Raw genomic sequence first — 17780 nt, forward strand, 5'->3', positions numbered from 1 at the left:
TTATGAAAATCCAGACAGTCATCCATCCATCTTCGGTCATCGAGACCGGCGCCAAAATCGGCGAAGGCGTCCGCATCGGGCCGTTCTGCCACATCAGCGCCGACGCAGTGATCGGCGACCGCGTCGAACTGGTCAGCCACATCTCGGTGATCGGCGCGACCACCATCGGTGCGTCGACCAAAGTCTATCCGATGGCGACACTGGGCGCGCCGCCGCAAAACACCAAGCACAAGGGCGGCCGCACCACGCTGGTCATCGGCGAGAACTGCACGATCCGCGAAGGCGTGACCATGCACCTCGGCACCGATTCCAGCCGCGGCGAGACGACCATCGGCGACAACGGCAACTTCCTTGCCTACGCCCACATCGCGCATGATTGCATCGTCGGCAAGAACGCTACCTTCGCCAATCAGGCGACGCTGGGCGGCCATTGCGAGATCGGCGACAACGTCTATATCGGTGGTCTCAGCGCCGTCCATCAGTTTGTCCGCGTCGGCGACAACGCCTTTCTCGGCGGTTGCTCGGCATTCGTCGGCGATGTCATTCCCTACGCCATCGCCGTCGGCAATCGCGCCAGCCTTCGCGGCCTCAACATCATCGGCCTGAAGCGCGCGGGCCTGCCGCGTTCCGAGATCCATACGCTGCGCAGGGCCTACAGGACGATCTTCGATCGCTCCCGAACCGTCGGCGAGAACGTCGAGTTCGCCAGGGCGGAATTCGCCTCGTCACCGACCGCCATGAAGATCATCGATTTCATCGCCAGTCGCGGTAAGCGGCACTATGCCGTCCCGTCGCTCAAGGCTGGCGGCGGCGACGATGCAGATGACGAAGATTGAGGCCAGCCGGACGGGCCTTGATCTCGCGCCAGACGCCAAGGTCGGCATCATCGCCGGCGGCGGCAGCTTGCCGGTCGAAGTTGCGATCAGCCTGGCCGGACAAGGCTATCCGCCCGTCATTATCCTGATCGAGGGCGAAGCCGACCGCAAGTCCGAGCTCGGCGGCTACGAGCATGAGACTCTCGCTCTGGAAGACATCGGTTCGCTCGCTTCGTTGCTGAAGCGTCGACGGATCAGCCATCTGGTTCTTGCCGGCGAGATCAGGCGCCGGCCTCGACTGATCGACATGCGCCCGAGCCTTGGCTTGCTTGCCGTGGTGCCTTCGGTGGTCATGGCGCTTGCCCGCGGCGACGACGGCCTGCTGAAGGTTTTGACGCGGGCCCTGGAGGCGCGTGGCGTCAAGGTGGTCGGTGCCCATGAGATCGTGCCGGAACTGGTCGCCGCCGAAGGCGCGCTGACCAAGGCAGCGCCGCGGAAATCCGACTGGCGCGACATCAAAGCGGCCCACGCAGCGGCAATGGCCATCGGCGCGCTGGATATCGGCCAGGCGGCTGTTGCGATCGGCGGCCGCGTCATCGCGCTGGAAGGCATCGAGGGTACAGACGGATTGCTCGATCGAACACGGCAGTTGCGCGGCCATGGCAGGCTGGCCGGCAGAACGCGCGGCGTCCTGGTCAAATGCGCCAAGCCGGGCCAGGAGTTGCGCGCCGATCTGCCTTCCATCGGCCTGCAGACGATCGAGGCGGCGCACGCCGCCGGACTTGCCGGCATTGCCGTCGAAGCCGGCCGCTCGCTGGTTCTGGAAGGCCCGACAGTCGTCGCTCGCGCCAACGCGCTCGGCCTGTTCGTGATCGGCCTGCCCGCTGCGGAGCCGGTGCATGGCGACTGAGAGACCGCTGAAGATCGCCATCGTCGCCGGCGAGGAATCCGGCGATCTGCTTGGCGCCGACATCGTAGAGGCGCTCAAGCGCGTGACCCGCCGCGAGGTCCGGCTCGTCGGCATCGGCGGCCGGCATTTGCAGGCGCTCGGCCTCACGCCGTTGTTCGACGGCGGCGAGATCGCGCTGATGGGATTGAGCGCCATCCTGCGTGATCTGCCGCGCCTGATACGACGGATCAGCCAGACGGCCGATGCGGTCGCCAATGAAAAGCCCGACTGCCTCATCACCATCGACAGCCCGGATTTTTCGCTGCGCGTGGCGAAAAAGGTGCGTGCCGCCGATCCGGCAATCCCGATCGTCCACTATGTCTGTCCGAGCGTCTGGGCATGGCGGCCGGGCAGGGCGGGGGCGATGAAACCGTATGTCGACCACATCCTCTGCATACTGCCTTTCGAAGTGAGGGAGCTCGCCCGCCTCGGCGGTCCGCTAGGCACCTATGTCGGCCATCGCCTTACCCACGATCCGGGCGTGCTCGGCGCCGCCAAGGCGCAAAGCCTGCCGCGCGACCTGTCCGATGATCGTGTGAAGACACTGCTTGTGCTGCCCGGCTCGCGTCGCGGCGAGGTGCGACGGCTAGCCAGCCCGTTCGGCAAGACGATCTCGATCCTGCGTGCGCGCGGACACCGCTTGCGCCTGCTGTTGCCGACGGTGCCACATGTCGCCGACCTGGTCAGGGCTTCGGTGGCAAGCTGGGACGAGAAGCCGGAGATCATCCTTGATCCCGAGCGCAAATGGCAGGCCTTCGGCAAGGCCGATGCAGCACTGATCGCATCGGGAACGGTGTCGCTGGAACTGGCGCTGTCGGGTGTGCCGATGATCTCCTGCTACCGGCTCGATCCGGTCATGCGGATGGCCCAACGCCTGATCACCGTATGGAGCGCCTCCTTGCCCAATCTCATCGCCGACCGCCCGATCGTGCCGGAAAGCTACAACGAATATGTGCGACCGCACTATCTGGTGCGGCAGTTGGAGGCGCTGTTTTCCGACACCCCCTATCGCGCATGGCAGAAGGACGGTTTTGCCGAGGTGGCCAGACGCATGGCCGTCGACAGACCGTCCGGCGACATCGCTGCGGGGGTCGTGATGAGATATATCAAGGAGCGAATAGGGAGTAGCGAATAGCGAGGAGTGGATCGCCGCGGAGGCAACTCTATCCCTACTCGCTATTCCCTATTCGCTCGATCTTATCGCTTTGCAATCGGCACGTAGTCGCGTTCCGGCGCACCTGTATAGAGCTGGCGCGGGCGGCCGATCTTCTGGTGCGGATCCTCGATCATCTCTTTCCACTGCGCGATCCAGCCGACGGTGCGGGCGACCGCGAACAGCACTGTGAACATGGTGGTGGGGAAGCCCAGCGCCTTCAGCGTGATGCCGGAATAGAAATCGACGTTCGGATATAGCTTCTTCTCGATGAAATAGGAATCGGTCAGAGCGATCCTTTCCAGTTCCATGGCGATGTCGAGCAGCGGATCGTCCTTGATGCCGAGTTCGCCCAAGACCTCATGTGCGGTCTTCTGCATGATCTTGGCGCGCGGATCGTAGTTCTTGTAGACGCGGTGGCCAAAGCCCATCAGTCGAAACGGATCGTTCTTATCCTTGGCGCGGGCGATGAATTCCGGGATGTGGTCGACATGGCCGATCTCGCCCAGCATGTTCAAGGCTGCCTCGTTGGCGCCGCCATGGGCCGGTCCCCACAGGCAGGCGATGCCGGCGGCGATGCAGGCGAACGGATTGGCGCCCGACGAGCCGGCGAGGCGAACGGTCGAGGTCGAGGCGTTCTGCTCGTGATCGGCGTGCAGGATGAAGATGCGCTCCATCGCACGCGCCAGCACCGGGTTGATCTTGTATTCCTCGCACGGCACGGCAAAACACATATGCAGGAAGTTGGCCGCGAAATTCAGCTCGTTCTTCGGGTAAATGAATGGCTGGCCGATGTGGTATTTATAAGCCATTGCCGCGATCGTAGGCATCTTGGCGATCAGCCGCATCGACGCGACCATGCGCTGGTATGGGTCCGAGATGTCGGTGGAATCGTGATAGAAGGCTGACAGCGCGCCGACCACGCCGCACATCACCGCCATCGGGTGGGCATCGCGGCGAAAGCCGGTGAAGAAGCGCGACATCTGCTCGTGCACCATGGTGTGGCGCGTCACCCGGTAGTCGAAATCGTCCTTCTGCGCCTTGGTCGGCAGTTCGCCGTAGAGCAAGAGATAACAGACTTCGAGGAAGTCGCCGTGTTCGGCCAACTGGTCGATCGGATAGCCGCGATGCAAAAGGATGCCGGCGTCGCCATCGATGAAGGTGATTTCCGACTCGCAGCTTGCCGTCGAAGTGAAGCCGGGATCATAGGTGAAGGCCCCGGTGGTGCTGTAAAGCGAGCCGATATCGATGACGTCAGGTCCGACCGAGCCGCTTCGCACCTTGAGTTCGTGAGTTTTGCCGCCGAATTCAAGTTTCGCCGTCGACGCGTGGGTTTTACCGCCAAATTCCATTTTTGTCGCAGCTTCGGACATTGCAAACTCCTTTTGTTTTCTCATGTCGGCAAAGGCAAAATATCTGCAACGCAACACGTCGAAAGTATCGGAGTTCGCACGTTTGCGCCCGCAATTGGATTTGCGTGCCAAATTGGGCCAAGACCTAATGTTGCACTGCGAAACCCACCTTTCAATGCCAATCTTCTTGGGCCAGTTTTGCTAATCGATTTGATCCGCGACGCGCGCCAGGCTTTCCTCGCGGCCAAGCACGGCAAGCACGTCGAACACGCCGGGCGAAGTGCTTTTGCCGGTGAGCGCGGCGCGCAAAGGTTGGGCCACAGCGCCAAGCTTATGACCACCGGCAAGCGCAAATTCGCGGATCGCCGCTTCCGCCGCTGCGGCCGTCCAATCCCCTGGAATCGCCTTCAGCGCCGCATGGGCGCCCCGCAGGATTTCGCGCGCCTCACCGCCGAGCAGCGCCGCCGCCTTCTCGTCGATCGGCAGCGGCCGCTCGGCAAACAGGAAGGCGGCACCGTCAACCAACTCGACCAGCGTCTTGGCGCGCTCCTTCAAGCCGGGCAGGGCGGCCAGCAACTGCGCCTTGCCGGTGTCGTCGAGGCGCGCTGCGATCGCCGGGCCGCCTTCGAGATAGGGCAAGGTGTTGATGAAGATTTCGAGCAATTCGGCGTCGTTCATGCGGCGCATATGCACGCCGTTCAGCGCCTCGAGCTTGGCGAAGTCGAAGCGGGCGGCCCCTTTGTTGACATCGCCGATGTCAAACCACGCAATCATGTCGGCGAGCGACATGACCTCGTCGTCGCCGTGGCTCCAGCCGAGCCGCGCCAGGTAGTTGAGCAGTGCCTCGGGCAGATAGCCCATGGCGCGATAGGCTTCAACGCCGAGGGCGCCGTGCCGCTTCGACAGCTTGGCGCCATCGGCGCCATGGATCAGCGGGATATGCGACATCGACGGCACGTCCCAGCCCATGGCTCGATAGATCACCATCTGGCGGGCGGCATTGGTCAGATGGTCGTCACCGCGGATGATGTGGGTGATGCCCATGTCGTGGTCGTCGACGACGACGGCATGCATATAGGTCGGGTTGCCGTCCGAGCGCAGGATGATGAAATCGTCGAGATCCTTGTTGGGGAAGCGGACTTCGCCCTGCACGCGGTCATTCACCACCGTCTCGCCGTCGGCCGGCGCTTTTATGCGGATCGCGCCCTTGGCGCCAACCGGCGCCTCTGACGGGTCGCGGTCGCGCCAGCGGCCGTCATAGCGGGGAGGCAAGCCCTTGGCCCGCGCGCTCTCGCGCATCGCCTCCAGCTCAGCCGGCGTCGCATAGCAGTAATAGGCTTTGCCGAGGCGCACCAGCTCCTCGGCGACGGCGCGGTGGCGCGGCGCGCGCTCGAACTGCGATACCGGCTCGCCGTCCCAGGTGAGGCCGAGCCAGGAGAGCCCATCGAGGATGGCAGCGGTTGCCGCATCGGTGGAACGCTCGCGATCGGTGTCCTCGATGCGCAGCAGCATCTTGCCGCCGGTGTGTTTCGCATACAGCCAGTTGAACAGCGCCGTGCGCGCCCCGCCAATATGCAGGAATCCGGTGGGCGAAGGGGCAAAACGGGTGACGACGTTGTCGGACATGGAACTCCCAGGCAAGCGCAAAAACGGATGTGGTTGCGCGGACTTTCGCGCGTCGCGCGTTCATGTAGCATAGGAGGTCAAGGGCGCAAGGGGCGAACCCTATGGCTGGACCAGGCCGCGGCGTGGACGAGAGCGAGGGCGCGATCACAAGCGTCAGCGAACAATCGCTGTTTGCCGACGTTCCCCACGCTGAGCCGCTACCCGTTTCGCTGCCTGCGTCGCCGCCGGGCATCCAGCCTCTTTCGCCGGATCGCTCGGCGCCGATACCGGCTCCAGCACCCGGCCCTCTCATTCGTTTTCGCCGACAGCTCAGCCATCTTTCACCATCCGGTGTCCGCAACAGCGTGGCCTCGGCAGCCGGCCTGGAATTCGACCGCGGCGTCGCCTTCCTGCTGGTGCCGGTTTTTCTGGCATGCGGGGTGATCGTCTATTTTTCGCTTGCCGTCGAACCGGACTTTGCCCAGCCCATCGCCGTCGTGGTCCTCACGGCATTGTGTGCGGCCGTCACGCGCTCACGGCGCAAAACGCATCTGTGCTTCATGGCAGCGTTGCTGTGCGCGCTTGGTGTGCTCGCCGCCAAGGTTGAAACCTGGCGCGCCGGAACGAAGATGCTCGGTTCGGAAATCCAGACCCAGCTGACCGGCCGTGTCGTAAGGCTCGACCAGATGGCGAACGGCCGGATCAGGCTGACCATCGACGTGATGTCGACCGCCCGGCCGACACTGCGTTATGCACCCGAACGCGTCAGGGTATCGGCACGCAAGATTCCCGCTGAGATGACCGCAGGCTCGGTGGCAACCGGCTATGTGAGGCTTCTGCCTCCGACTGGCCCGGTCAGACCGGACAGCTTTGACTTCTCCTTTGACAGCTATTTCGCCGGTATTGGTGCCAGTGGCTTTTTCCTCGGCAGTCCAAAGATCGTCGTCTCCGAAGATGCACCGTTAACCGCACGCCTTTCTTCGTCGATCGAGAAGGCGCGCGAAACCATCGCCGACCATATCAGGGACAGCATCGGTGGTGCCGAGGGGGAGATTGCCGCTGCGCTGATCGTCGGCGTGCGTGCCGGCATCCCAGAAGAGATAAACGAATCGATGCGGCGCACCGGCATCTACCACATCATCTCCATTTCCGGCCTGCACATGGCGCTTGTCGCCGGCACCGTCATGGGATTGCTGCGCGGCGCCTTTGCGCTGTTTCCCGACTTTTCGTCGCGCCGGCCGGTCAAAAAATATGCGGCTGCTGCCGCACTCGTCTCCATCGCTGCCTATCTGATTTTTTCCGGTATCGTGGTGGCGGCCGAACGCAGCTTCATCATGCTGGCGGTAATGCTTGTCGCCATCCTGTTCGACCGGGCGGCACTCACCATGCGCAACCTGGCGATTTCGGCCATCGCCGTCATCGTCGTGTCGCCGCACGAGGTGGTCGGCGCAAGCTTCCAGATGTCCTTCGCTGCGACTGCGGCTCTCGTGGGCGCCTATGCCGGTTGGTCCGACTATCGCGCCGACAAGGCCACGGCGCCGCGACAGCGACGGTCGCCGGTCGCTTTCGTCACGCAAAAACTCGTCGCTGGGGCAGGTACCATCGCAATGACCTCCATCATTGCCGGCAGCGCCACCGCGCTCTTCGCCATCTGGCACTTCCAGCGCGTCTCGCCGCTCAGCCTGTTCGCCAATCTGGCCGTCATGCCGATCGTCACGATCGTCATGTTCCTGGCCGTCCTCAGCGCCTTGGCAATGCCTTTCGGCCTCGACGGCCCTTTCCTCTACATGATGGGCAAGGGCCTGACGGCGATGATCGCAATTTCGGGATGGATCTCGGAGCGTTCGCCGGTCGATGCAGTCGGACTGATTTCGTTGCAATCGGTTCTGCTGGTGACGGTCGCCCTGGTCATCGCCACGATGGCGACGACATGGCTGCGGCTTGCGGCCCTTCCCTTTGCGCTCGCCGGCCTGCTGACGATTTCCGACACGCGCACCCCCGACGTGCTGATCTCGGAGGATGCGCATCTGGTGGCGCTGCCGATCGGCGGCGGCGAACTTGCCGTCAACCGGGTGCGTTCGAACGAGTTCACCACCGACAACTGGAAACATGCGCTGGTTTCAACGACAATCGTCGAGCCGGAGACATTCGAAAAAGGAGATGTGCGGTTCGACATCGCCGATCCGGCCGACCTGCCGCCGGGAGCGCCTTTCACTTGCACTGCCGGCCTGTGCCTGGCCCGGCATCCGTCCGGCGCGCTCATCGCGCTCGCCGACAACCGCAAAACCGCGCGGCCGGCCTGTGCCTTTGCGGATTTGATCGTCATCGACGATGCCACAGCCTATTACAAACCCTGCCGCAATCCGCTGGTTCTCGTCGTCACCAAACGGCAGCTCGCTCGCATGGGCAGTGCCGCCGTCTTCTTCGATCCGCTATCGGCGACGAGGCGCGCAGAAATCCGTTTTGCCGTCAGACAGCCATATAGGCCTTGGCATGAGCAGCGGCGATTTTCGCGCGAGGCGAGGGGCCTGCCGCCATACCGCAGGGCCGAGAAACCCAAGAAGCCTGCCGTTCAGTAACGCCGGATCAGTCCGACCAGCTTGCCCTGCACCTTGACCCGGTCCGGCCCGAAGATGCGCGTCTCGTAGGCCGGATTGGCGGCTTCCAGTGCGATCGAGGCACCTTTGCGGCGAAATCGCTTCAGCGTCGCTTCCTCCTCGTCGACCAGAGCGACAATGATCTCGCCAGGCTGGGCGGTGTCGGCGTTGCGGATGATGACCGTGTCGCCGTCGAAGATGCCGGCCTCGATCATCGAATCACCCTTGACCTCCAGCGCGTAGTGCGTGCCGCCGGTGATCATGTCCGGTGGCACCGAGATCGAATGCGTCTGGTGCTGGATGGCGTCGATCGGCACACCGGCAGCGATGCGGCCCATCACCGGTATGGAGACGGTGGCAACGAGGTCGTCGTCATTGCCGGCCGCACGCATGCGCGAAGGCGCCGGCTTGATCTGCCGTCCGAGGCCGCCCTGCCCAAGGCTGCCTTGAATGACGCTCGGCGAGAATTTGCGCGCCGCATTGAGGCCCGGCGCGATCGAATCGGGCAGGCGCAGCACCTCCAGCGCGCGGGCTCGGTTGGGCAGGCGGCGAATGAAACCGCGTTCCTCCAGCGCCGTGATCAGCCGATGGATCCCTGATTTGGAGGCGAGGTCGAGCGCTTCCTTCATCTCGTCGAACGAGGGCGGAATGCCGCTTTCCTTCAGCCGCTCGTGGATGAACATCAGCAGTTCATGTTGTTTGCGTGTCAGCATCGCGACCCCCAACAGAATCAGAAAAACAAACCCAGAACAAACACTATCTGTTCCAGTTGTGTTCCGCAACCATTTAAAGTTTAATGAATGTGTTGACGTTTTGTTCAGCGTAGCATCAGCACGCTGCAGGCGGCGCCCGCTGCGGCGGCGGGAGCGAATGGCTCACGCACGACCAGTCCGTTGGCGTCGGCCAGCATTCTGAGCATCGAGGAATCCTGGATACTGAACGGCGTTGCCTCAAGCGTGCCAGCTTCTTCCTTCACCACCGCGCGTACATAGTCCTGCCTGAGATCGTTGGCCGGCATGGCGGCGCCGAGCCGCGCCAGACGCATGTCCTGGCGGAAGGCGCGACCGCCGAGCCGCGCCAGCAGCGGCTTCAGAAAGAGCTGCGTGCAGACCAGGCTGGCCACCGGATTGCCGGGCAGGCCGATGCAGCGGATGTCGCCCAGCCGCCCGAACATCAGTGGCTTGCCGGGCCGCATGGCGATTTTCCAGAAATCGAGCGCCATGCCTTCACCGATCAGCACGTCATGGACGAGGTCGTGGTCGCCGACCGAGGCGCCGCCCAGCGCGACGATGATTTCGGCGCCTGCGTCGACCGCTTTTTTCACCAGCGCGGCGATCGCCTCCTTGCGGTCGGGGGCGATGCCGAGATCGAGTGCGCTGGCGCCGACCGAGCGGGCCGCGGCGGCGACGCCATAGGCATTGGAGGAGATGATCTGATCGGGGCCAAGGTCGCTGCCCGGCGGCAGCAATTCGTCGCCGGTGGCGATGATGGCGACCAGCGGCCGTTTCACCACGCTGACCTGCGGGTGGTTGGCCGACGCCGCCAGCGACAATGCCGCCGGATCAAGCAGGCGGCCTTTCTCCAGCAGCACGTCGCCCTGCGAGAAATCGAGCCCGAGGCGGCGGATGTTGCGGCCTTCAACCGCCGGCGCGGTCACTTCGACCATGCCGCCGCCGAGGTCGCGGACATTTTCCTGGATGACGATGGTGTCGGCGCCCGCGGGAAGCGGCGCGCCGGTGAAGATGCGCACGGCCTGCGCCGGGCCGACTGTTCCGGCAAAGCCTCGTCCGGCCGGCGCCATGCCGATCACCGAAAGTCTCGCGGGCACGGACGCGACATCGTCGGCTCGCACGGCATAGCCGTCCATGGCTGACGCGTTGAATGGCGGCTGGGTGCGGAGCGCCATGAGCGGCCCCGCCAGCACGCGGTCGGCGGCGTCCACCAGGGCGACGCTTTCAGCCTGCAAGGGCGCAGCATCCTCAAGCAGGCGCTCGAGCGCCTCGGCGACCGCAAGCAGCGCCATTATTGGCCTGCCCCCTGGGCATCCGCCTTGTAGTCGCCGGATTTGCCGCCGGTCTTTTCCACCAGCCTGATGCCGGAGATCGCCATGGCGCGGTCGACCGCCTTGGCCATATCGTAGATGGTCAGGCAGGCGACCGAGACGGCGGTCAGCGCTTCCATCTCGACGCCGGTCTTGCCGGTGACGCGGGCCAGCGCCGTGACCTTCAGGCCGGGCAGCGTCGCGTCCGGTTCGATGTCTAGCGATATCTTGGTCAACAGCAGCGGATGGCAGAGCGGGATCAGCTCATGCGTCCTCTTGGCCGCCATGATGCCGGCGATGCGCGCCGTGCCCAGCACGTCGCCTTTCTTGGCATCGCCGTCGAGAATCATTTTCAGCGTTTCGGGCCGCATCGAGACAAGACCTTCGGCGATTGCCGTGCGGGTCGTCTCCGCCTTGTCGCCGACATCGACCATATTGGCTTCGCCTTTCGCGCCAAGATGGGTGAGGGCGGCCGACATCGTCAGGTCACCTTGGAGCGACGCGGGTCCGTTTGGACGCACAAAGTACGCTCTAACGCTTTGTATCTATGCATCATGCTCTCCGAAAATCGATTCCGATTTTCGGGCAGATGCATTGGCGGGCGTCTTGCCCATCAAAAGCAGGTGCGTCGCAGTGGCCACGTCCTGTTGCCGCATCAGGCTCTCGCCGACGAGGAAAGTGCCAATGTCGCTCCGTTCCAGCCTGCGGCAGTCTTGGTGCGAGAAAATACCGCTCTCGCTGACCAGCAGCCGGTCGGTCGGCACCATCGCCGCGAGCCGCTCCGATGTCTCGATGCTGGTTTCGAACGTGCGGAGATTGCGGTTGTTGATGCCGATCAGCCGCGACGACAGTTTCAGCGCGCGTTCCGTCTCGGCCTCGTCATGCACCTCGACCAGCGCGTCCATGCCGAGCTCGAAAGCCGTCGTTTCGAGTTCCCTGGCCACGGCGTCATCGACGCTCGCCATGATGATCAGGATGGCGTCCGCGCCCCACGCACGGGCCTCGAACACCTGATAAGGCTCGAACAGAAAATCCTTGCGCAAAGCGGGCAATGTCACGGCGCTGCGCGCATCGGTGAGGAATTCAGGCGCCCCCTGGAAAGACGGCGCATCGGTCAGCACCGAGAGGCAGGCAGCCCCACCTTTGGCATAGGCCCTGGCCAGCGCCGGCGGATCGAAATCGGCGCGGATCAGGCCCTTGGACGGGCTCGCCTTCTTGATCTCGGCGATCAGCGCGAAACTGCCGGTTTTGCGTTTGGCTTCAAGGGCCGAGAGAAAGCCGCGCGGCGCGTCGGTATCCTTTGCCCGTGCCTTGATTTCGGCAAGCGGCACCCGCGCCTTCGCCGCCGCGATCTCGTCGCGCTTGTAGGCTTCGATCTTGCGCAGGATATCAGACACGGCGCTATCCGTTCGAAATCTCGACCAGCCGGTCAAGCACTTTCAGCGCCCGGCCGCTGTCGATGGCTTGAGCCGCCGTTGCCATGCCATCGGCAAGCGTCGTCGCCTTTCCCGCCACCACCAGTCCGGCGCCGGCGTTCATCAGCACCGTATCGCGAAAGGCGCCGGCAGCGCCGCCCAGCATGTCGCGCAGCGCCTGGGCGTTGTAGGCGGCATCGCCGCCGCGCAACTCGTCCTTGGTATGCCGCTTCAGCCCGACCGCTTCCGGGGTCAGCGTAAAGCTGCGGATCTCGCCGCCGACCAGTTCGGCGACTTGGGTTTCGCCGGTGGTGGTGATCTCGTCATAGCCGTCGCCATGGGCGACCCAGGCGTGGTCGGCGCCCAGTGCCTTCAACGTCTCGGCCACCGGCATGATCCATTCCGGCAAGAAGACGCCAACCATCTGCCTGACGACACCAGCCGGATTGGAGAGCGGGCCAAGCAGGTTGAAGATGGTGCGGGTGCCGAGCTCGACGCGGATCGGGCCGACATGCTTCATCGCCGGATGATGCGCCGGCGCGAACATGAAGCCGACGCCTGCGTCGTGGATGCAGCGGCCGATCGTTTCCGGCGGGATGTCGAGCTTGACGCCGAGCGCGGTCAGCACGTCGGCGGCGCCGGTCTGCGAGGACAGTCCGCGATTGCCGTGCTTGGCCACCGGCACGCCGCAGGCGGCGATGACGAAGGCGGATGCAGTCGAGATGTTGACGCTGTGTGAATTGTCGCCGCCGGTGCCGACGATGTCGATGGCGCCAGCCGGTGCGTCGACGCGCAGCATCTTGGCGCGCATGGTGGCGACGGCGCCGGAAATCTCGCTCACCGTCTCGCCGCGCACGCGCAGCGCCATCAGGAAGCCGCCGATCTGGCCGGGCGTAGCGTCGCCCGACATGATGATGTCGAAGGCATCGCGCGCTTCCTCGAAGGAAAGGGAGCTGCCGGCGGCGACCTTGGCGATATGGGTCTTGAGCGCGCTCATCTGGTCAGGGCTTGGGCAACGGCGGTCTGGTCGATGCGAACGTCATATTGCGTCTGCAGCTGCGCCACCAGCTGGTCGAGCAGGTCGTCGGACATGCCGGCGGTGAACGATTTCTGCGCGTCGTCCGGCACCGAGCTGGCGTCGGCTCCGGCAGGCTCGAACACTTCGGCGATCCTGAACAGGATCTGTCCGTCGCCGGTGGGCGAGGGGATCAATCCGGTCCCGCCTTCGCCTTCGCCGAACATCGCAGCCGCCCCTTCCTTGCCGAAATCGGCGTCGTCCGCCCCGCGCTTGACGCCGCGCTTGGTCTGCTTCTCAAGCTTGAGCTCGCTCGCGATCACGTCGAGCGTGGCGCCGGCCTTGAGACGCTTCTCGAGCTCCTGCGCTTTTGCGGTGAGCCGCTTGGTCGTTTCCGCCGCCGTCCAGTCGGCCACCACCTTCTGGCGGACTTCATCCAGCGTGCGGTCGCGGGCCGGCGTGATCGAATCCACCTCGTAGAACACGAAGCCGTTGTTGGCGGTGGTGAGGTCGGGATTCTCGGTGCCGGGTTCGGCATCAAACACCGCCTTGATGAGCTCCGGCGATTCCGGCAGATCCTTGACGATGGTGCCGTCCGGCCTCAGGCCGGTGCGATCGATCGCGTCGACGGTGACGACCTTCAGCTTCAGTTTTTCGGCCGCTTGCTTGAGCGTGCTGCCCGAAGCGCGGCTATCTTCGTAACTGTCATGCACGTCGAGCAGAATGCGGCTTGCCTCGCCCAGCGCCAGGTCCTTGCGGATGTCGGCGGCCACTTCGGCCAACGGCTTCACCACTTCGGGCTTGATCTCGGTGACGCGCAGCAGCACCGGACCGAAGGCGCCCTGAACGACCGGGCTGACTTCGTTGACGTTGAGCGCAAACGCCGCATCCGCCACCGCTTTGTCGGCGATCTTGTCCTTGGACAGCGTGCCAAGCAGCGTGTCGGCCTGCGTCTTGCCTTCGGCGGCGACGAGTTTGTCAAAGGTCGCGCCGGTCTTGAGTGAATCCTCCGCGGCATCGGGCGTTTTGAACACGAGCTGTTCGATGGTGCGCGTTTCCGGCGTGGTGTAGCGCCCCTTGTTCTTGTTGTAGTCGTCGCTGACCTGCTGGTCGGTCACGGCACTCACATCCATGATGTCTTCCGGCTCGAGCCTGACATAGGAGAATTTGCGGTATTCGGGCGCCGCATAGGTCTTCTTGTTTTCCTCAAAATAGGCCGAAAGCGTAGTATCGGATGGCGCTTCGATCGGCTCGACCAGCGATTTCGGCAAGGTCACGTAGTCGATGGTGCGGTCTTCGCCACGATAAAGCGCGACCGCCTTCAAGAACGTATTCGGGGCCTTGAGGCCGTCCGAAACCGCCTCGACGATCTGCTGGCGCACAGCCACCTGGGCGCGATTCCTGAGATAGTCTTCCGGCCGCATGCCGACCTGTTGCAGTATGTATTCGAAAGTCCTTCTGTCGAAGGTGCCGCCGGGACCCTTGAAGGCCGGATCTTCATGCGTGAGTTGGGCCAGCCGGTCCTTGGACAGCCCAAGCCCGAGCTTGCGGGCCTGCTCATCGAGGACTGCCCCCGACACGAGTTGCGCCAGCACCTGGTTGTCGAGGCCGAGCGCCGTCGCCTGCTCGCGGCTGATGCGCTGGCCGAATTGCTGCGACATCACGCTGATCTGCCGGTCATAGGCCAGCCGATACTCGTTGATCGACACTTTGGTGCCTCCGGCCGTGACAACGGCATCGTGGCCTGCAAAACCACCGACCATCTGTCCGGAAATGCCCCAGACGGCGAAGCTCAACACCAACAATATCAGCAGCGCTTTCGCGATCCAGGTCCCCGCCGCGCTTCTCAAGATACTAAGCATGGTCACTTCCGATTTTTTCGCGCATTTTCGCATGCGCCGAGTCTGAAACAAGCGCAATAGCGTCCTTCCGGCCCACTGTCGATTGCTTTGTGGGCTGAGTTTGGTAGTGAGGACGCAGCCGAATATTGCCCGGAGAAGCAAATCCCATGACGCCTGGAATCCGCCCGCTGGTCGCCGGCAACTGGAAAATGAACGGCACCAGCGCCTCGCTCAACGAACTCAGGATGATCGGCAACGGTTTCATGAGCGGGCTCGATGCGGAGACCGAAGCGCTGGTCTGCGTTCCGGCGACGCTGCTTGCGCATGCCGCGGAGATCTTGTCGCGCACGCCGGTCCGGGCCGGGGGAGAGGACTGCCACACCGAGGAGAGCGGCGCCCATACCGGCTGTATTTCGGCCGAGATGCTGAAAGATGCGGGCGCCAGTCACGTCATCGTCGGCCATTCCGAACGCCGCGCCGATCACAATGAGGACGACGCCATCGTCCAGGCCAAGGCGTCCGCCGCGTGGCGCGCCGGGCTGGTTGCCATCATCTGCATCGGCGAGACGAGAGCCGAGCGCGAGGCGGGCGCTACGCTCGACGTGCTGTCGCGGCAGGTCGCCGGCTCGGTGCCGCCCAACGCCACGGCATCGAATACCGTCATCGCCTATGAGCCCGTATGGGCGATCGGCACGGGACTGACGCCGACCGCCGCCGACGTTGCTGAGGCGCATGCGCATATTCGCGAAAAACTGTCGGAAAAGCTTGGCAGCGCGGCGGCCAAGATGCGCATCCTCTATGGCGGCTCGGTCAAGCCGTCGAACGCGGTCGAACTGCTCGGCGTGAAAAATGTCGACGGCGCGCTGGTCGGCGGCGCCAGCCTGAAGGCGGCGGATTTTCTCGGCATTGCCGAAGCCTATCGAAATATCTCCTAGCATCGAAAGGCTGTCGGGCACTTCGGGTACTGTGCTGCAGCGGAAAACGTTGCAACGGGCGCATTGCTTCCCATATTCCGGCCACGGGCTTGGAAATGCCGTCAAAGCATTGTATGAGCCGCCTCCAAATCACCGGTCGTATCCGCGGCCGCGCAAGGCTTTGCCAGGATAAATTATGGAAACCGTACTGATCGTCGTCCACCTCATGGTCGTGCTCGCTCTTGTCGGCGTGGTGCTGCTGCAGCGCTCCGAAGGCGGCGGCCTCGGCATCGGCGGCGGATCGGGCTTCATGACCGCGCGCGGCGCCGCCAACGCGCTGACGCGGGCGACGGCGATCCTGGCGGCGGCGTTCTTCGCCACCTCGCTGACCTTGTCGATCGTCGCCCGTTACGGCGAGAAGCCGATCGATATTCTTGATCGCGTGCCTGTGACGAACGGCGGGGGCGGCGTGCTCAACCAGTTGCCTGGCACCACGACGCCGACACCGCCGTCCGGCAGTACGGCGCCAACGCCGCCTTCCGGCAATGATGCCGCAGCCCCGGCTCCCGCTGCACCGCCAGCGGCGGATTCGACCACGCCGCCGGCCACAAACGGCGCCACCCTGCCAGTAACACCGCAGGTTCCAAACCAGTAATCAGCAGACGTCCGGCGCCGCAATCTGTTGTTGTTTGAACACAGTCGCGGCAAATGCCGCACGATCGCGAGGATTCGACCGGGCGCGGCACGCCAGGGCGCTTGAGGCGTCTCCGATTAATCGATTATAGATTGCGCGCGGCACATTCGGGGTCCTTGGGGGACGCCGGGCGACGCCGTGGCAACAAGCATTGAACGATCGGATCTTCGCCATGCAGCTTCGCAGCTTCATTTTAGCCGGCCTTTGGGCCGTGCTCAGCCTTGGTGCGCCCGCTTACGCGGCCATGCCGGCGGGCAATTCGGCCCCTAAATCCGCAGTCACAACTGACGTCGTCAACGTCGCCGCCAAAAGCGATGCGGCGCAACTAAGGCTCCTCAAGAAGAAAAAAGACCCAAGCCCGGCCGATCTTGCCCGGATCAGGAAGATCGAAGCCAAGATCGCGGCTGACAAGCAGGCTGCACGAATCAAGGCGATCGAGGCAAGGAAGCTGGCGATGCGCGAGGCGGCCAAAGCCAAGTCCGACGCGGAACGGCAGGCGTTTCTTGCCAGGAAGGGCCTCGCCAAGAAGGATAAGTCCGCTGGCCAGGCCAGGCTGGCCGATGCCAGGCCGGTCAAGATCATCGAACCGATTCAACCCATCGCCGCAATCCAGTCGGCCGAGGCAATTCCCGCCGAGGCTATGAACGTCGCGCTGACCGGCAACAACGGGGAATTGCGCAGCGAGCCGGTCGGACAGAAGCCGCAGCGCGTCGGGCTGTTCGCCGGCCTGTTCGGCGGCACGTCCTCGTCGATGTCGCTGCTCCCCGAGACCCGCGCCCTCGATGCCGCGCTCGCCAGTAAGGAAGCAAGGAAGCAGTTCAAGGTGAAGCCGGAGTTCGTGCCGCAAGAGGTCGAGTTCACCGGCTATAGCCCCGGCACCATCGTCATCGATACGAGTGCGCGCCGCCTCTATCTCGTCGAATCCTCCTGGACCGCCCGCCGTTATGCGATTGCGGTCGGTCGTGACGGCCTGCAGTTCAAGGGCACGGTCGCCGTCGGCGACAAGCAGGAATGGCCCCGCTGGATCCCGACGCTCGAGATGCAGAAGCGTGAGCCGAAGAATTACGGCCGGTACAAGGACGGCATGCCCGGCGGCGGCGATAACCCGCTCGGCGCGCGCGCCATCTATCTCTACGACGGCAAGAAGGACACCCATCTGCGCATTCACGGCACCATTGCGCCGCAGTCGATCGGGACGAGCTCCTCCAACGGCTGTTTCCGCATGATCAACGAGCACGTCATGGACCTTTATCGCAGGGTGAAAGTGGGCACCAAGGTCGTCATCATCTGACGCCTTGACGGGTCAAACAAAAGGGCCGGCCTCGCCGGCCCTTTTGCTTTGGTTCGAGCATCACCGGGGCGCCTTCTTGGGAAAAAGCCTTCGCGGCG

15 protein-coding genes are annotated in these 17780 nt (G+C 63.9%); 7 read left to right on the forward strand and 8 right to left on the reverse strand.

Features of this window, described 5'->3' with window-relative positions; all coding sequences use genetic code 11:
* The first annotated feature begins 2 nt into the window (after positions 1–2).
* Genes lpxA through lpxB form a run of 3 tightly spaced genes read left to right on the forward strand, consistent with a single transcriptional unit; the run spans position 3 to position 2899 of the window.
* The gene (lpxA, locus tag BQ8794_RS33940) at positions 3–836 is read left to right on the forward strand and encodes an acyl-ACP--UDP-N-acetylglucosamine O-acyltransferase (protein WP_077384158.1); all 834 of its coding nucleotides are present in this window, start codon (positions 3–5) and stop codon (positions 834–836) included.
* The gene (locus tag BQ8794_RS33945) at positions 823–1725 is read left to right on the forward strand and encodes an LpxI family protein (protein ID WP_167378940.1); all 903 of its coding nucleotides are present in this window, start codon (positions 823–825) and stop codon (positions 1723–1725) included. Before lpxA ends, BQ8794_RS33945 begins: the two co-directional genes overlap by 14 nt.
* Positions 1715–2899 (forward strand): lipid-A-disaccharide synthase, encoded by a 1185-nt coding sequence (lpxB, locus tag BQ8794_RS33950; protein WP_077384088.1) that lies wholly within the window; start codon positions 1715–1717, stop codon positions 2897–2899. The genes BQ8794_RS33945 and lpxB overlap by 11 nt, the downstream gene beginning before the upstream one ends.
* A 62-nt stretch (positions 2900–2961) precedes the next feature.
* On the opposite strand, the gene gltA is transcribed toward lpxB, so the two are convergent.
* Positions 2962–4290 carry a citrate synthase gene (gltA, locus tag BQ8794_RS33955; protein ID WP_077384159.1) on the reverse strand — a complete coding sequence of 443 codons (1329 nt, stop codon included), beginning with the start codon at positions 4288–4290 and terminating at the stop codon, positions 2962–2964.
* Between the two features lie 180 nt (positions 4291–4470).
* Entirely contained in the window at positions 4471–5895 is a 1425-nt protein-coding gene (gene gltX, locus BQ8794_RS33960; protein ID WP_077384089.1) for a glutamate--tRNA ligase, read from the reverse strand.
* A gap of 101 nt (positions 5896–5996) precedes the next feature.
* Between gltX and BQ8794_RS33965 the strand changes: the two genes are divergently transcribed.
* A complete protein-coding gene (locus tag BQ8794_RS33965; protein WP_077384090.1) occupies positions 5997–8453 on the forward strand; it encodes a ComEC/Rec2 family competence protein in 2457 nt (818 codons plus the stop codon).
* On the opposite strand, the gene lexA is transcribed toward BQ8794_RS33965, so the two are convergent.
* From lexA to BQ8794_RS33995, 6 genes are all read right to left on the reverse strand, one after another.
* Entirely contained in the window at positions 8447–9184 is a 738-nt protein-coding gene (lexA, locus tag BQ8794_RS33970) for a transcriptional repressor LexA (RefSeq protein ID WP_077384091.1), read from the reverse strand. The genes BQ8794_RS33965 and lexA overlap by 7 nt on opposite strands.
* Positions 9185–9288: 104 nt before the next feature.
* Positions 9289–10494 (reverse strand): molybdopterin molybdotransferase MoeA, encoded by a 1206-nt coding sequence (locus BQ8794_RS33975; protein WP_077384092.1) that lies wholly within the window; start codon positions 10492–10494, stop codon positions 9289–9291.
* On the reverse strand, positions 10494–10991 hold the full coding sequence (gene moaC, locus BQ8794_RS33980) for a cyclic pyranopterin monophosphate synthase MoaC (RefSeq protein ID WP_077384093.1): 498 nt from the start codon (positions 10989–10991) through the stop codon (positions 10494–10496). The genes BQ8794_RS33975 and moaC overlap by 1 nt, the downstream gene beginning before the upstream one ends.
* Before the next feature lie 66 nt (positions 10992–11057).
* Positions 11058–11909, reverse strand: coding sequence for an indole-3-glycerol phosphate synthase TrpC (gene trpC / locus BQ8794_RS33985; RefSeq protein WP_077384094.1), 852 nt, complete (start codon positions 11907–11909; stop codon positions 11058–11060).
* A gap of 4 nt (positions 11910–11913) precedes the next feature.
* Positions 11914–12924 (reverse strand): anthranilate phosphoribosyltransferase, encoded by a 1011-nt coding sequence (gene trpD / locus BQ8794_RS33990; RefSeq protein ID WP_077384095.1) that lies wholly within the window; start codon positions 12922–12924, stop codon positions 11914–11916.
* Positions 12921–14804, reverse strand: coding sequence for a SurA N-terminal domain-containing protein (locus BQ8794_RS33995; RefSeq protein ID WP_077384160.1), 1884 nt, complete (start codon positions 14802–14804; stop codon positions 12921–12923). The genes trpD and BQ8794_RS33995 overlap by 4 nt, the downstream gene beginning before the upstream one ends.
* Positions 14805–14950: 146 nt before the next feature.
* Here BQ8794_RS33995 and tpiA point away from each other — a divergent pair, with 146 nt between their 5' ends.
* The 3 genes from tpiA (at position 14951) to BQ8794_RS34010 (ending at position 17682) form a co-directional block, all read left to right on the forward strand.
* On the forward strand, positions 14951–15718 hold the full coding sequence (gene tpiA / locus BQ8794_RS34000) for a triose-phosphate isomerase (protein ID WP_077384096.1): 768 nt from the start codon (positions 14951–14953) through the stop codon (positions 15716–15718).
* A gap of 175 nt (positions 15719–15893) precedes the next feature.
* Positions 15894–16352, forward strand: coding sequence for a preprotein translocase subunit SecG (secG, locus tag BQ8794_RS34005; RefSeq protein WP_077384097.1), 459 nt, complete (start codon positions 15894–15896; stop codon positions 16350–16352).
* 211 nt (positions 16353–16563) lie between these two features.
* Positions 16564–17682: a L,D-transpeptidase gene (locus tag BQ8794_RS34010; RefSeq protein ID WP_077384161.1), complete on the forward strand. Its 1119-nt coding sequence runs from the start codon at positions 16564–16566 to the stop codon at positions 17680–17682.
* Positions 17683–17780: the final 98 nt, after the last annotated feature.

The sequence above is a fragment of the Mesorhizobium prunaredense genome (assembly GCF_900156895.1).
Taxonomy (GTDB): domain Bacteria; phylum Pseudomonadota; class Alphaproteobacteria; order Rhizobiales; family Rhizobiaceae; genus Mesorhizobium; species Mesorhizobium prunaredense.

What these genes read in the sequence shown, in the direction of transcription:
- BQ8794_RS33965 (WP_077384090.1), top strand. Translation starts at nt 5,997, where the DNA reads ATGGCTGGACCAGGCCGCGGCGTGGACGAGAGCGAGGGCGCGATCACA.
- gltA (WP_077384159.1), bottom strand. Translation starts at nt 4,290, where the DNA reads ATGTCCGAAGCTGCGACAAAAATGGAATTTGGCGGTAAAACCCACGCG.
- lpxB (WP_077384088.1), top strand. Translation starts at nt 1,715, where the DNA reads ATGGCGACTGAGAGACCGCTGAAGATCGCCATCGTCGCCGGCGAGGAA.
- lexA (WP_077384091.1), bottom strand. Translation starts at nt 9,184, where the DNA reads ATGCTGACACGCAAACAACATGAACTGCTGATGTTCATCCACGAGCGG.
- tpiA (WP_077384096.1), top strand. Translation starts at nt 14,951, where the DNA reads ATGACGCCTGGAATCCGCCCGCTGGTCGCCGGCAACTGGAAAATGAAC.
- BQ8794_RS33945 (WP_167378940.1), top strand. Translation starts at nt 823, where the DNA reads ATGACGAAGATTGAGGCCAGCCGGACGGGCCTTGATCTCGCGCCAGAC.
- gltX (WP_077384089.1), bottom strand. Translation starts at nt 5,895, where the DNA reads ATGTCCGACAACGTCGTCACCCGTTTTGCCCCTTCGCCCACCGGATTC.
- secG (WP_077384097.1), top strand. Translation starts at nt 15,894, where the DNA reads ATGGAAACCGTACTGATCGTCGTCCACCTCATGGTCGTGCTCGCTCTT.
- BQ8794_RS33975 (WP_077384092.1), bottom strand. Translation starts at nt 10,494, where the DNA reads ATGGCGCTGCTTGCGGTCGCCGAGGCGCTCGAGCGCCTGCTTGAGGAT.
- BQ8794_RS33995 (WP_077384160.1), bottom strand. Translation starts at nt 14,804, where the DNA reads ATGCTTAGTATCTTGAGAAGCGCGGCGGGGACCTGGATCGCGAAAGCG.
- trpD (WP_077384095.1), bottom strand. Translation starts at nt 12,924, where the DNA reads ATGAGCGCGCTCAAGACCCATATCGCCAAGGTCGCCGCCGGCAGCTCC.
- moaC (WP_077384093.1), bottom strand. Translation starts at nt 10,991, where the DNA reads ATGTCGGCCGCCCTCACCCATCTTGGCGCGAAAGGCGAAGCCAATATG.
- lpxA (WP_077384158.1), top strand. Translation starts at nt 3, where the DNA reads ATGAAAATCCAGACAGTCATCCATCCATCTTCGGTCATCGAGACCGGC.
- BQ8794_RS34010 (WP_077384161.1), top strand. Translation starts at nt 16,564, where the DNA reads ATGCAGCTTCGCAGCTTCATTTTAGCCGGCCTTTGGGCCGTGCTCAGC.